This window comes from Actinocrispum wychmicini, assembly GCF_004345645.1.
In the GTDB taxonomy this organism is placed as follows: Bacteria; Actinomycetota; Actinomycetes; order Mycobacteriales; family Pseudonocardiaceae; genus Kibdelosporangium; species Kibdelosporangium wychmicini.
Map to the genome: position 1 here is coordinate 353,639 of NZ_SLWS01000012.1, position 12,590 is coordinate 366,228.

The 12,590-nt window shown below is 68.2% G+C and carries 14 protein-coding genes; 7 read left to right on the forward strand and 7 right to left on the reverse strand.

What is annotated here, in order from left to right:
- Nucleotides 1–63 precede the first annotated feature (63 nt).
- A complete protein-coding gene (locus EV192_RS43055; RefSeq protein ID WP_132124504.1) occupies nt 64–933 on the forward strand; it encodes an LLM class F420-dependent oxidoreductase in 870 nt (289 codons plus the stop codon).
- Between the two features lie 3 nt (nt 934–936).
- Here the strand turns inward: EV192_RS43055 and EV192_RS43060 are convergent, their stop codons facing one another.
- Nucleotides 937–1,308 carry an MBL fold metallo-hydrolase gene (locus EV192_RS43060; RefSeq protein ID WP_243727429.1) on the reverse strand — a complete coding sequence of 124 codons (372 nt, stop codon included), beginning with the start codon at nt 1,306–1,308 and terminating at the stop codon, nt 937–939.
- A gap of 337 nt (nt 1,309–1,645) precedes the next feature.
- Here EV192_RS43060 and EV192_RS43065 point away from each other — a divergent pair, with 337 nt between their 5' ends.
- Nucleotides 1,646–2,098, forward strand: coding sequence for a TetR/AcrR family transcriptional regulator (locus EV192_RS43065; protein WP_243727430.1), 453 nt, complete (start codon nt 1,646–1,648; stop codon nt 2,096–2,098).
- On the opposite strand, the gene EV192_RS43070 is transcribed toward EV192_RS43065, so the two are convergent.
- Entirely contained in the window at nt 2,087–2,917 is an 831-nt protein-coding gene (locus tag EV192_RS43070; RefSeq protein WP_132124505.1) for an urea carboxylase-associated family protein, read from the reverse strand. The genes EV192_RS43065 and EV192_RS43070 overlap by 12 nt on opposite strands.
- Before the next feature lie 58 nt (nt 2,918–2,975).
- Between EV192_RS43070 and EV192_RS43075 the strand changes: the two genes are divergently transcribed.
- Both EV192_RS43075 and EV192_RS43085 read left to right on the forward strand, forming a co-directional pair.
- Nucleotides 2,976–3,707 carry a DUF7873 family protein gene (locus EV192_RS43075; RefSeq protein WP_132124506.1) on the forward strand — a complete coding sequence of 244 codons (732 nt, stop codon included), beginning with the start codon at nt 2,976–2,978 and terminating at the stop codon, nt 3,705–3,707.
- Nucleotides 3,708–4,157: 450 nt separating this feature from the next.
- The gene (locus EV192_RS43085; protein WP_207926653.1) at nt 4,158–5,063 is read left to right on the forward strand and encodes an ADP-ribosylglycohydrolase family protein; all 906 of its coding nucleotides are present in this window, start codon (nt 4,158–4,160) and stop codon (nt 5,061–5,063) included.
- Here the strand turns inward: EV192_RS43085 and EV192_RS43090 are convergent.
- Together EV192_RS43090 and EV192_RS43095 are read right to left on the reverse strand one after the other, a co-directional pair.
- On the reverse strand, nt 5,026–5,793 hold the full coding sequence (locus EV192_RS43090) for a polysaccharide deacetylase family protein (protein ID WP_207926655.1): 768 nt from the start codon (nt 5,791–5,793) through the stop codon (nt 5,026–5,028). The genes EV192_RS43085 and EV192_RS43090 overlap by 38 nt on opposite strands.
- A 44-nt stretch (nt 5,794–5,837) precedes the next feature.
- Nucleotides 5,838–6,236: an SRPBCC family protein gene (locus EV192_RS43095; RefSeq protein WP_132124507.1), complete on the reverse strand. Its 399-nt coding sequence runs from the start codon at nt 6,234–6,236 to the stop codon at nt 5,838–5,840.
- Between the two features lie 43 nt (nt 6,237–6,279).
- Here EV192_RS43095 and EV192_RS43100 point away from each other — a divergent pair, with 43 nt between their 5' ends.
- Nucleotides 6,280–6,879, forward strand: a complete 600-nt coding sequence (locus EV192_RS43100; protein WP_132124508.1) for a CGNR zinc finger domain-containing protein — start codon at nt 6,280–6,282, stop codon at nt 6,877–6,879.
- Here the strand turns inward: EV192_RS43100 and EV192_RS43105 are convergent.
- The 3 genes from EV192_RS43105 to EV192_RS43115 are packed head-to-tail and all read right to left on the reverse strand — an operon-like array spanning nt 6,855 to nt 9,375.
- Complete coding sequence (locus EV192_RS43105; protein WP_207926657.1) at nt 6,855–7,370, reverse strand: GNAT family N-acetyltransferase; 516 nt, start codon at nt 7,368–7,370, stop codon at nt 6,855–6,857. The genes EV192_RS43100 and EV192_RS43105 overlap by 25 nt on opposite strands.
- Nucleotides 7,371–7,410: 40 nt before the next feature.
- Nucleotides 7,411–8,457 carry an NAD(P)/FAD-dependent oxidoreductase gene (locus tag EV192_RS43110; protein WP_132124509.1) on the reverse strand — a complete coding sequence of 349 codons (1,047 nt, stop codon included), beginning with the start codon at nt 8,455–8,457 and terminating at the stop codon, nt 7,411–7,413.
- Between the two features lie 45 nt (nt 8,458–8,502).
- Nucleotides 8,503–9,375 carry an RNA polymerase sigma-70 factor gene (locus tag EV192_RS43115; protein ID WP_279495552.1) on the reverse strand — a complete coding sequence of 291 codons (873 nt, stop codon included), beginning with the start codon at nt 9,373–9,375 and terminating at the stop codon, nt 8,503–8,505.
- A gap of 157 nt (nt 9,376–9,532) precedes the next feature.
- Here EV192_RS43115 and EV192_RS43120 point away from each other — a divergent pair, with 157 nt between their 5' ends.
- Both EV192_RS43120 and EV192_RS43125 read left to right on the forward strand, forming a co-directional pair.
- Nucleotides 9,533–11,281, forward strand: a complete 1,749-nt coding sequence (locus EV192_RS43120) for a DNRLRE domain-containing protein (protein WP_165960910.1) — start codon at nt 9,533–9,535, stop codon at nt 11,279–11,281.
- Between the two features lie 32 nt (nt 11,282–11,313).
- Entirely contained in the window at nt 11,314–12,588 is a 1,275-nt protein-coding gene (locus EV192_RS43125; protein ID WP_132124511.1) for an aspartate aminotransferase type Ic, read from the forward strand.
- The last annotated feature ends 2 nt before the right edge of the window (nt 12,589–12,590 follow it).

Sequence of the window (12,590 nt, forward strand, 5' to 3'; positions counted from 1 at the left end):
TTGACCTGGAGCGCGCTCCAGGTACTAGCGTTTTTCGGACCGGGCGAGGAAAGAGAGGCCGACGTGCGACTGGGTGTTCACGTGACGAAGTTCGACAACCCAGCGGGTTCGAAAGCGATCGGGCCGGAACTGGCGGCGATGGCCGAGGCGGCGGAAACGGCCGGGGTGTCCTGGCTCTCGGTGATGGACCACTATTTCCAGATAGAGCACAACGGCGGCGCCGAGGACGCCATGATGGAGGCGTACACGACGTTGAGCTTCCTCGCCGCGCACACGTCCTCGGTGCGGCTCGGCGCGCTCGTGACCGGCGTGAGCTACCGGTATCCGGCGCTGCTGGCCAAGATCGTGACCACGCTCGACGTGCTGTCCGGTGGCCGCGCGACGCTTGGCATCGGCGCGGCTTGGTACGAGCGCGAACATGTCGGTCTCGGCGTGCCGTTCCCACCGATCGCGGAACGGTTCGAACGTCTTGAGGAAACATTGCGCGTCTGCCTGCGGATGTGGGACCCGACCGACAACGGGCCGTTCGAGGGCAAGTACTACCGGCTGGCCGAGACCATCACGTCCCCGCCGCCGGTGAGTTCACCGCGGCCCCGGATCCTGATCGGCGGTGGCGGCGAACGGAAGACCCTGCGTCTGGTCGCCCAGTACGCGGACGCGTGCAACCTGTTCGCTACGGGTGACGTGGCACACAAGCTCGACGTGCTGCGCAAGCACTGCGACGAAGTCGGCCGTGACTACGCGGAGATCACGAAGACCGCGGTGATCATGCGCGGGCAGCCCAGCGGCGATCTGGACGATTTCGTGAAACACTGCGAACCCTTGGCCAAGCTGGGCTTCGACGAGGTCCACGTGATGCCCCCGACCGGCACGCCGGCCAAGTGGATCACTGACGTGGTCGCGCCGGCCGTCCCCAGGATCGCCGAACTCTAGGGCTCAGATGTCGATCGCCTCGCCCGGCGCCAGCATGGTCGTGGCCATGTCGTACTTCTTCGCGGCCTGTTGGAAGGCCGTGGCCGGGTCGTCGACCTCGACGTAGAACGGCGGCACGCGGATTCCGTAGTGAATCGGGATCACCTGCCGGGCCTGCAGAATCGTGCCCGCGACCACGGCCTGTTCCGGCGTGAGGTCGGCCGGGAGCGGGCTCGCCGGCCGCAGGTGCGGGAAGTCCACCACGGCGCCGTTGATCGGCAGGAACGCGGCGTCGAACGGGCCGAGCCGGTTCGCGATCAGCCACCAGTAGCCGTAGAAGACCGTGTCCCCGCCGTGGAAGATCCGCTTGCCGTCGGCGGCCACCACCCAGTTCACATGGGGTCGCCAAGCCCGTCGACCGCTGCTCGGAATGCGACCCCGCAAGCGCTTTCGGTCGCAGCACGACACCGTCGGCCGTCAACACCTTGGCGATCGCGTCCGGGTCGGCGTGGTCCGCGTGCAGGTGCGTGACCATCGCGGCCGCCGCCTTGTTCCGGGGCGCCACCATGGTTTCCGGCGGTAACGCGGACCGGAACGGACCGGCGTCGACCACCAGGTCGACGACCACAGCGGCGGCACACCCGGGCGACGATCGTCACCAGGGCGACCCAGGTGGCGTCGGTGGAACGGCCTGATCGGGGTCACCATCGGCCGGCTGGCCGGCGACCTGGCGATGAGCAAGTCCGGGGTGCTCGGCCATTTCGGCACCAAGGAGGCGCTGCAACTGGCCGCCGTGGCCGAGGTGATCGCCCAGTTCACCGCCCGGGTGGTCCAGCCCGCGCTCAGTTCGGAGCCAGGCCGGAACCGGCTGCTCGCGTTGTGCGACAACTGGTTCGGCTACATCGCGGACAGCGGCCTGCCCGGCGGCTGCCTGCTGACGTCGGCCGCGGTCGAGTTCGACACCCGACCCGGCGACGTGCACGACCTGGTGGCGAAGTCGTGGCACGACTGGCGCCGGCTGTTGCGCCACGAGTTGACGCGCGCGGACCTGGACGTCGATGTGGACCAGGCGTTGTTCGAACTGCTCGCGTTCGGCCCGGCGCTGAACCAGGCAGTGCAACTCCACGGCGACAAACGGGCCACCGCCCGCGCGAAACGCGCGGTCCGCAGAACGCTAGGACTCTGACCGCAGGCCGTGCATCCCCTGGTACCGCGGGCTTTTCGGTGGTTGCCAGCCGGACAGGAGTTCCTCGTCCGGCCGGTACACCTCCACCGCGATCGGCCGGCACACCTCCAGGGGGTCCCGGGCGTCCGGTCCCCACAACGGGATCGACAGGTCGCCGCCCGGGCACGTCGACAGCGCGCACAGCAGGTCCAGTTCGGCGAAGAACTCGAAGAAGTCCCCGGGCCGGGCCGGTGACGGCTTCATGAAGTACTTGTCCTCCTCGTTCAACCCCGTGCACTGGAACACGTTCAGCACGTCGTGCACGTCGAACTCGGTCAGCCCGAACGGTAGGACCGCGCGCACCAGGTTCGAGTGGCAGTGGAAGTCGAAGTCCTCGTCGCTGAGCATCCGGTTCACGTACGGATCGCACCGCGAACCCAGCAGGTCGTGCACACGCCCGCCGTCCGCGTCGACACCGTACGACGCCAACGTGTCGTTGGTGATCGTCACCAACGGCCGCAGATACGGCAGGTTCGACCACAGGCGGTCGTAGGTGGACACATGCGCGCTCTGCAACTGACGGGTCCGCGCGGCCCACAGGCGTTCGCGCGGGTTGTGGCGGTTCCAGATGTTCAGGTCGCCGACCTGGGGTCCGGCCGGGGTGATCACCAGGCGGCAGAGGTGGCCGGCCGGGACCGGCCACGCGCGCCCGGACCGGATCGGGACCACGAACTCCTCGACCAGGTCCCGCCCACCGCCGGCGAGGCGGCCGTAGAACGCGCGGTCGACGTCGAGGACACTGCCCGGCCTCGGTTGGTAGGCGGCTGGCGGAAAACCCATCTCGGCTCCTCGCTCGGCGTTGTAACCTCTCTCCAACTTAAGACATCAAAGAGGGGTCATGACACGTCTCAACCAGATCGTCGCGGTCGAAAAAGGCATCAAGAGCCGTTCGTTCCAGGAACTGACCGAGGCACACCACGTGCTGCAGAAGGCCGGCATGCTGGCCGGTATTTCGCGCACCTACCGACCGAAGGACGAAGAGGGCGAGCAGTTACCGCCGGAGTCCACCAAGGTTCAGGTGAAGGGTGACGAGGTCATCGGGAAGACCGCCGAGATCCTCACCAAGCTGTTCGACGTCACCGCCACGAAGGACTGGACGAACTGCGCGGCCAAGGCGAACGTGGTCGTGGACGGTCAGCCGCTGCTCTCGGACGTTCCGGTGAGCTATTTGCTGTTCCTGGAGAAGCAACTGGTCGACCTCCTGACGTTTGTTCGTAAACTCCCTGTCCTTGACGCGGCGGAAACCTGGGAGTATGACGCGTCGGCCGACTGCTGGGCGACCGAGCCGGTACAGACCGTGCGCACCAAGAAGATTCCGCGGAACCACGTGAAGGCGGAGGCGACCGAGAAGCACCCGGCCCAGGTCGAGGTGTACTACGAGGACGTGGTGGTCGGCTACTGGAAGACCGTGAAGTTCTCCGGCGCGATGCCGGCGAAGCGGATCAACGAGCTGGTCGAGCGGGTGGAAAAGCTCCAGCTGGCGGTGAAGTTCGCCCGTGAGGAGGCCAACAACACCGACGTGACCGAGCAGAAGGCCGGCAAGAAGGTGTTCGACTACCTGTTCGCGTAAAACCTTTGCCATCCGGCCGATCCGTACGATAAACTACCCGGGCGCAAGGAGCGCAAGCTGAGTCTGAATGTCAGTTTGATAGGGTGTGGCACACACCACGTGCCCGTCCAGTACAGTGGAGGTTCGAATCCTCCTCCCGCCATTTCCGTGGCGGGGTGGCCCAACGGGTAGAGGCAGCTGGACCCCGCAAGGAACGTCAAACTATCGCTCCAGTTTCAGTATTCGCCGCCGAACGCCAGGTCGACCGGGTACGGACGACCGCCGCTGAGATGCCAGTTCAATTCTGGCCGGCCACGCTTCAGGTGGCCGTGGTCTAAAGGAAAGACACAGCGGAACTGAAGAATGATCCACACCCTTAAACGTGTTGGCGTGTGAAATGGGCGGCACAACGAGGCCCGGGGAATGGCTACTTCCCCGGGCTTCACCATGTGCGGACTATGCTGGCCGCTGATGCGACAGGATCTGATGTACGACGCGCTGGCCGGCCTGTCCGTGGGGGACGCGCTGGGCGCCCAGTTCTTCATGGTCGGCAGGTCGGTCGAGGCGCTGGCCGCCGGGCGACCGCCGGCGGGACCGTGGGAGTGGACCGACGACACCGAGATGGCGTGCAACCTGGTCGCCGAACTCCGGGATCACGGCGAGATCGACCAGGACCGGCTGGCGGCGACGTTCGCGGACAGGTCCGACACATACCGCGGTTACGGCGCCGGGGCGGTGGTCATCCTGCACAAAATCCGCGACGGCGTCCCGTGGCGGGCGGCGGCGGGCGCGGCTTTCGGCGGCCAGGGGTCGTGCGGGAACGGCGCCGCGATGCGGATCGCCCCGCTGGGCGCGTATTTCGCCGACGATCCGGACAAGGCCGTCACGCAGGCGAAACTCTCCGCCGAGGTGACGCACCAGCACCCCGAGGGCATCGTCGGCGGCGTCGCGATCGCGGTCGCGGCGGCCGAGGCGGCCCGAGCCCGATCCACCAGCATCGCGCCACGTGACCTCCTGGACTCGGTCCTGGACCGCGTCGACGGCGGCCAGACCAAACGACTGATCACCCGCGCTCGGACCCTGCTTCGGAATTCGGCCGAAGAGGCCGCGTACGAACTCGGCAACGGCTCCCGCGTCACCGCGCAGGACACTGTCCCGTTCACGTTGTGGGTCGCGGCGAACTTCCTGACCGACTACCCGGCGGCGATCACCACGTGCGTGCGGGCCGGCGGGGACGTCGACACCACATCCGCGATCGTCGGCGGGATCGTCGCCGCGCACACCGGCGAGGTCCCCGAGGAGTGGCTGGCGGCCCGTGAGCCGTTGCCGGCGTGGTCGCTCACTTCCCCTGATACGTCAACAGGTCCGAAACCGTGACGAAGCGGTATCCGGCGGCCTTCAGGCGGTCGATGATCGGCGGGACAGCGAGGCGGGTCTGCTCCCGTCCGGCGTACATGCCGTGCAGCAGGATGATCGACCCCGGCCGGGTGTGCTCGACGGTGAAGTCCACGATCCGCTGGGCGCTGGCGTCGATTTCCGGATAGGTGTTCGGCTCGACGTCCCACATGATCGTCTTCCGGTGGTGCTGGTCGAGGTAGTACGGCAGCGCCAGCAGCTTCTTTCCGTTCGGCGGCCGGAACGTGATCTCGCCCTGGTAGCCGGCCTGCCGGATGAGCGCGTCGGTCTTCTCCACCTCCTCGGCCACGAAACCGGGTGTCACGAACACCATGCGCTCATGGGAGTACGTGTGGTTGCCCAGCTCGTGCCCGGCCGCGGCGATCGCCCTGGCCAGGTCGGGATGGTTCGCCATGTCCCGGCCGATCAGGTAGAACGTGGCCGGCACCTGGGCGCGGGCGAGTGCGTCCAGCAGCTGCCCGGCCCCGGCGGGATCCGGGCCGTCATCGAACGTCACCGCGACCACCTTGGCCGAGGTGTCCACCCGGTCGGTCAGACCGCCGAAGAACTGGAACGACCGGGCATTGGTGATGGCCTGCAGTCCGAACAGCGAAGCGACGAGCACCACCACGGTGACCAGACCGGCGATCGTCCACTTCCGGGCGCGGCGGGAAGAAGGAAGAAACGCACGGCAATCATCCTGGCCGGTCACGCCCAGTGACCGAAGAGTCGTGGCACCGATGGGCCGTGTCCTGCTCACCGCTCCAGGGCGTCGATCACCTTGTCCATCACGGCCTTCCAGTGGTCACGCTGACGGCTGCGTTCGTCGGCGTCGGCGAGCCATTCCTGGTGGAACCGCAGCATCGTCTTCGCGCCGTCGCCCCGCATGGCCACCTGGACCGTGGTGTCGTGGTCCCAGTCCTTCGGTCGCCACGTGAGCCGGACGCGGTCGTGTTCGTGCAGGCTACGCACCTCACCCACAGTTCCGCCGGTGGTCCGGTAGGGCTGCTTCGGCGCCAGCTCGACGCCGTCGCCCAGCCACACCGACAGTCCGGCCGGACTCAGCAGGAACTCCCACACGACGTCCACCGGGTACGGGAGCGTCCTGGACACCCCGATGGTGAAGCCGACGTCCTTGGTCTCTCCGACGACCATGTAACCCCCTTAGTCAGTTAACGACACCGACTATAGTGGTTACATGGCGAAGGGCACAAGGACGCTGACCGGCCGCACGGGTGAGACGTACCGGTTCGACCCCGGCAGCCTGTGCCTGGAGTTGCTGCTCACCGGCGGCCCCGGCCCGTACGGCCACTTCGAGATCCTGCACTCCGCCGCGGATCTGGCGGCGTGGCTCGTCGAGTCGCGACTGGCGCTGGCTGTCGCGTTCACCGAGGACGATCTCAGGATCACGACCAGGGAGCTGGCCGCCGTCAAGGATCTTCGGGACACGATGCATCGCGTGGCCCCCGCGGTCGCCCGCGACGAACCGCTACATTCCGAGGATCTCGAACACTTGAACGCGTGGGTCACGGACACGCCGAGGCCCCGCGTCGTCCCGGAGACCCGCGTTCTCGGCTGGTCCACGCCGATCACCGGCACCCAGATCCGCGGCGCACTGGCGAGGGAGGCCGTGGACCTGGTCACCGACTTGGCGGCCCGCGTGCACGAATGCACCGCGAACGACTGCCGCCTGCTGTTCCTGGACACGTCCCGATCGGGGAACCGCCGCTGGTGCTCGATGGAACGTTGCGGCAACCGCAACAAGGTACGCAGTTACCGCGCCCGCGCCGACCAATAGGCATCGACAGTCAGTGCGTACTCGACCTCGCCGTGCTCGGTGCCGTCGATCGGGTCGTCCCAGTCCAGGTGGAACGTTCGCACGTAGACCAGGCCCGACCTCTCCATCACCCGACGGGACGCGGTGTTGACCGCCATGGTCTGCGCCCACACCCGGCGTAACCCGTCAGCGAATCCCTTGTCCACCAACGCTTTTGAGCCTTCGGTGGCGTATCCCCGGCCCCAGCTCGCGGCCCGCAGCCGGTACCCGAGCTCGGCTTCCCCTTCGCCGGTGGACACCAGCGCGAACCAGCCCACGAACTCCCCCGTGGCTCGTTCGATCGCGGCCCAGCGCCCGGGACGCAGCATCTTCTGGACGACCTCGGCGCGTGGGGTCGGGTCGCCTCCGGTGAGGAACCGCATCACCCGCGGATCACTGTCCAGCTCGACCAAGAAGTCCACATCGGACTCGGTGACCGGGCGCAGCACCAGCCGTTCCGTCTCCACCAGCACAGACCGATGATCCGGTCGACCGGCCGGGGCCGCAACCGGATTAGTTGGCCGCCCATGCGGCGCCGCGGGTGACGAACTCCTTGAACCGGGCGGAGGCCCGGCCGGTGAGCACCGCCCGGCGCGGGGTGTCGTCGAACCGGGTGAACTGGGTGACGCCGTCCCTGCGGCCGAGGCTGATGTTCTGCCAGACGTACCGGAAGCGAACGGGTTTCGACTCGCGGCCGGCCAACGCGCGGGCCATGTCCGACGCGACGAACGCCCCCATCGGCATCCCGGTCTGGCATGCCATGCGCGCCCCGGCGACCGCCGCGTCCCCGATGGCGTACACGTCCGGGTGGGACAGCGAGCGGAGCCGGTCGTCCACCTGGATCCGGTCATGCCGGTCGACAGCGAGTCCGGCTTCGGCGGCCAGCGGCGGCACCCGGAATCCCGCCGCCCAGACGACGGCGTCGCACTGCAGGTTCCTACCGTCCGCCAACAACAGGTCGTGTGCGCCCACTTTGACGACACGGCCTTCGCACACGTCGATTCCCATGCGCTCGAACGAGCTGTGCAGATGCCGTTGCGCGCGTTTGCTCAGCCAGCCGCCGACCGGGCCGTGGGACGCCAAGGTGACGCGCACGTTGGTTTCGGCGAGTTCGGCCGCGGTCTCGATGCCGGTCAATCCGCCGCCGACCACGATCGCCGTGTCCAGGCTGGGCACGCGGTCACGCAGCCTGAGCGCGTGATCGAGGTCGGCGACGGCGTACGCGTGCGCGCGGACACCCGGGACGGAGTCCAGGTCAGGGCCGCTGCCCAACGCGTACACGAGAGTGTCGTAGTCCAGTGTGGTCTGGCCGAGGTGAACGGTCTTGGCGGCGAGGTCGATGGCGGTGACCGTGGCCACGACGAGCCCGTCCGGCGGCAGCGGGCGGGCCGGCAGGTCCTGGCCGGCGGCGAGCTGGTGCAGCCGGACCCGTTCGACGAACCGGTCGGTCCGGTTGACCAGAGTCACCTCGACGTCGGTACGGCGCAGCAGCCGGGTGGCGCGTTTCGCGGCGGTCCGGCCCGCGTACCCGGCACCAAGGATCACGATGCGGTGGGTCATGCCGATATGAACCGGCCAGCGCCTCGGCCCGTGACGTGACGCCGGTCACTTCGCCTGGGTGTCGGCGTACGCGAGCTTGGCCGGGCTGACCACGAGCCGTAGCGCGACAACGAGACCGTCCTGGATCTCGGGCGCGAAGACCGCCGCCAACCCGTCGCCGAACCGCACCAACGCGGCTGGTTGCCCATTGACCTCGGCGACCTCGGCTGCGACCAACGTGGCTTCCGGCCGGGCATGGAACCCCAGGAGGTACCGCAGAACCTTGGTCTTCCCCACGATCGGCCGCCGAGCCGCGGTGGTCGTCCCGCCACCGTCCGCCCAGGACACCACGTCGTCGGCCAGCAACCGCTCCAGGCCGGCCATGTCCCCGTCGAGGGTCGCGGCCAGAAACCGGTCCACGATCCGCCGGTGCTGCCCCTGGTCGGCCGCGAACCGCCGGCGCGTCTCGGCGATGTGCTTGCGTGCCCGGCTGTGCAGCTGACGGGAGTGCGCCTCGTCGACGTCAAGGATCTCGGCGATCTCCCGATGCGGATGCCCGAACGCCTCCCGCAGCACGAAAACCGCCCGCTCGGGCGGACTGAGCCGCTCCAGCACCACGAGAAAACCCAACGACACCAGGTCCCGCTGCTCGACCGTCTCAAGTGGCCCCAACACACCCCCGGCGGTCAACACCGGCTCCGGCAACCACGCACCCACATACCGTTCCCGCGTCACCCGGGCCGACGCCAACCGGTTCAGACACAGGTTGGTGACCACCTTCGTCAGCCACGCCGCCGGCACTTCCACCCGATCCGCCTTGTGCCAGCGGAGAAACGCGTCCTGCACCACATCCTCGGCCTCGACCGCCGACCCCAGCATCCGGTAGGCCACCCCGAACAGCCGAGGCCGTTGCTCCTCGAACACACCCACCTCGGCCACAGTTCAACTGTACGGGTGTGTCGTTCGGACCAGCGGATGTGTCTGGATGGCTGACTTGCCCGACGGCGGCCATACGGTTACATGGAGATGCCCGAACCAAGGGGGGACAATGAGTTCTGGCCTGTCCAGGCTGCCGCGCAAAGCTGCCGGTGTTGTCATGGTTGTCGGAGTCGCGTTGACGGGATCGGTCGTGCCGGCGAACGCCACCGACTACTCGTCGATCACCAGCGACTCGTGGGCGTACGTCGACTCGGCCGCGCCACGGACGAGTTTCGCGAACCAGGACGGAGACGCGCCGGTCGGCGCGCAGGTCTTCGCGAGCGGGACCGTGCACGTGTTCAGGTCCTACGTGAACTTCAACCTGTCGTCACTGCGCGGCGCCCGTCTGGTCTCCGCGAGCCTGATCACGAACGAGACAACGGTGAACGACTGCACGACCCAGTTCAGCACGCAGGCGTGGCTCACCGAGACGTCGCGCAAACCCACATGGGCACACCAGCCGGCGGAGCAGTCGCCACTCCCCAGCCTGAACGGCACCTTCCCCCGCTGCCCGGCGCCGAGCCTGGCGTGGGACGCCACTGAGGCGTTGGGCAAGGCGTTGCAGGACGGTCGGTCCAGCGTCACCTTCGAGCTGCGGCTGCCCGAGGACCAACAGTCCGACCAACGGTTCAGCCGAACGTACAATCCGAAGGCCACGCTGGTCGTCCAGGCCAACCGGCCTCCTGGCAAACCGACTGGGCTGACGGTGAACTCCACGGACTGCGGGCAGCACCAGGCTGTCGCCGCAGGCACCATCCGGCTGTCGGCCGTCGTGTCGGACCCGGACGACGCGTTTTCGTTGACCGCCGAATTCGTCTATTGGCCGAAACAGCACCCGGATCAGCGCACGACCCTGGTCGCATCGGGTGTCAGTGGCTCCCGGACGGTCGCCTCGATCTGGTACCAGGACCTCACGGACGGCACCGACTACGCCTGGCAGGTGCACGCCAAGGACACCCTGGACACCGGGCCGTGGAGCGCGGTCTGCACGTTCAGCACCGACTTCACCGCGCCCGACAAGGCACCCACGGTGTCCTCCGCGGACTATCCGACACCCGCCTTCCCCGGCACCGGCGGAACGGGCGTGCCCGGCCAGTTCACCTTCAACGCCAACGGTGTCAGGGACGTCGTCGGCTTCTACTACGGCGAGTTCGAGGCCCGCACGTTCGTCCCCGCCGACCACCGGGGAGGTTCGGCGACCATCCGGTACACGCCGAGCAGCCCAGGGCCGGACAACCTGGTGGTGCGGAGCGCCGACGCCGCGGACAACCGTTCGGAGAGCACCCGGTACGACTTCTGGGTCGTCAACAACGAACCACCGACTTCGTGCACACCGGCCAGTGGGTATCTCGGGGTACCCCGGGACTGTGTCTTCAGCTCGCCGTCACCGGTGGCCGGGTATGTGTACAGCGTCAACCGCGGTCCGGGCACGGAGGTCCCGGCCGGGCCGGACGGCACCGCGCACGTCACCATCGTTCCCACCCAGCCTGAGCTGTCCCAATCCATTGAGGTACGAGCCAGACTGGGCAACGGGAATCTCACCGCCGCCGGCTTCTACCACCTGGACGTCGACCTGGGCACACCGACCGCGGCGGTGCTGACCGCGAACCCGACGATCGGCCAGCCGGTCCAGGTGAAGCTGGGGTCCGTGCTGCCCGGCTCGGTGACCTTCACGTACACCTGGTCGGACGACCAACCGGTCACCATCCCGGTCGGCCCGGACGGCACCGCCACCATCACGTTGATCCCCACGCAGCCATATGGCCAACTGCTGTCGGTGCACACCACGACCGGCGACGGCCTGCAGTCCGGGACCCTCGACGACTACATCGACGCCCAGGCTGGGACCCCGTCCGCAGGTCACTAGGCTGGGGGCACGATTGACGTGAAGGGACTCCGGTGACCGATCCAGCCGCAAGCATCGAAGAGTTGACCGTCCAGCGCGACCGCGCCCGCCAGGACCACGCGGACCTGGTGGCGCGTGGGCTGAAACTGGATCTCACCCGGGGCAAGCCGTCGCAACGCCAGCTGGATCTCGCGGACGAACTGTTGGACCTGCGGGCGCCTGTGGTGTCCGCGGACGGCACGGACCTGCGCAACTATGGCGGGCTGCAGGGTCTGGCGGAGTTGCGGGCGATCTTCAGCGGTGCTTTGCAGGTGCCGGTGGCGCAGTTGCTGGCGGCCGGGAACTCCAGCCTGGAGTTGATGCACGACGCGTTGGTGTTCGCTCTGCTCGGGGCGGTGCCGGGTGCTGAGCGCCGCTGGGTGGACGAGCCGGAGGTCGCGTTCCTGTGCCCGGTCCCGGGGTATGACAGGCACTTCGCGCTGTGCGAGCGGTTCGGCATCACGTTGATCCCGGTGCCGATGACTCCGGACGGCCCGGACATGGCCGTGGTCGAGCGGCTCGCCGCGGAGGACCCGAAGGTGAAGGGCATCTGGTGCGTGCCCAAGTACAGCAACCCGGACGGGGCCGTCTACGCCGACGAGACCGTGCGCCGGCTGGCGGCGATGACCACGGCGGCCCCGGACTTCCGGATCTTCTGGGACAACGCGTACGCGGTGCACCACCTGACCGACGAGCCCGCGGAGATCGCCGACCTGCTCGCGTTGTGCGCCGAGCACGGCAACCCGGACCGGCCGTTCGTCTTCGGCTCCACCTCGAAGATCACCTTCGCCGGCGGTGGGGTCGGCTTCTTCGGCTCCTCCCCCGCGAACGTCGAGTGGTGGCTGGGCCACACCGCGAAACGCAGCATCGGCCCCGACAAGATCAACCAGCTCCGGCACGTCCGGTTCCTGCGTGACCAGGACGGCCTGCGGGAGCACATGCGCCGGCACGCGGCCCTGATCCGGCCGAAGTTCGAGGCGGTCCACAAGATCCTCAGCACCGAGCTGGGCGGCACCGGCCTGGCCTCGTGGACCAACCCGGCCGGCGGCTACTTCATCAGCCTGCAGGTCCCTGAGGGCTGCGCCCGCGCGGTGGTCGCCAAGGCCAAGGAGGCGGGCATCGCCCTCACCCCGGCCGGCGCGACCCACCCGTACGGCGACGACCCGACCGACAGCGTGATCCGGATCGCGCCGACCTACCCCGAACTGGCGGAAGTGGAGGCGGCCATCACCGGACTCGCCACCTGCGTCCGCCTGGTCGGCACCGAGAAGCTCCTCGCCGACCGCTGACC

What these genes read in the sequence shown, in the direction of transcription:
- EV192_RS43120 (WP_165960910.1), top strand. Translation starts at nt 9,533, where the DNA reads ATGGTTGTCGGAGTCGCGTTGACGGGATCGGTCGTGCCGGCGAACGCC.
- EV192_RS43095 (WP_132124507.1), bottom strand. Translation starts at nt 6,236, where the DNA reads ATGGTCGTCGGAGAGACCAAGGACGTCGGCTTCACCATCGGGGTGTCC.
- EV192_RS43065 (WP_243727430.1), top strand. Translation starts at nt 1,646, where the DNA reads ATGAGCAAGTCCGGGGTGCTCGGCCATTTCGGCACCAAGGAGGCGCTG.
- EV192_RS43085 (WP_207926653.1), top strand. Translation starts at nt 4,158, where the DNA reads ATGCGACAGGATCTGATGTACGACGCGCTGGCCGGCCTGTCCGTGGGG.
- EV192_RS43100 (WP_132124508.1), top strand. Translation starts at nt 6,280, where the DNA reads ATGGCGAAGGGCACAAGGACGCTGACCGGCCGCACGGGTGAGACGTAC.
- EV192_RS43110 (WP_132124509.1), bottom strand. Translation starts at nt 8,457, where the DNA reads ATGACCCACCGCATCGTGATCCTTGGTGCCGGGTACGCGGGCCGGACC.
- EV192_RS43070 (WP_132124505.1), bottom strand. Translation starts at nt 2,917, where the DNA reads ATGGGTTTTCCGCCAGCCGCCTACCAACCGAGGCCGGGCAGTGTCCTC.
- EV192_RS43075 (WP_132124506.1), top strand. Translation starts at nt 2,976, where the DNA reads ATGACACGTCTCAACCAGATCGTCGCGGTCGAAAAAGGCATCAAGAGC.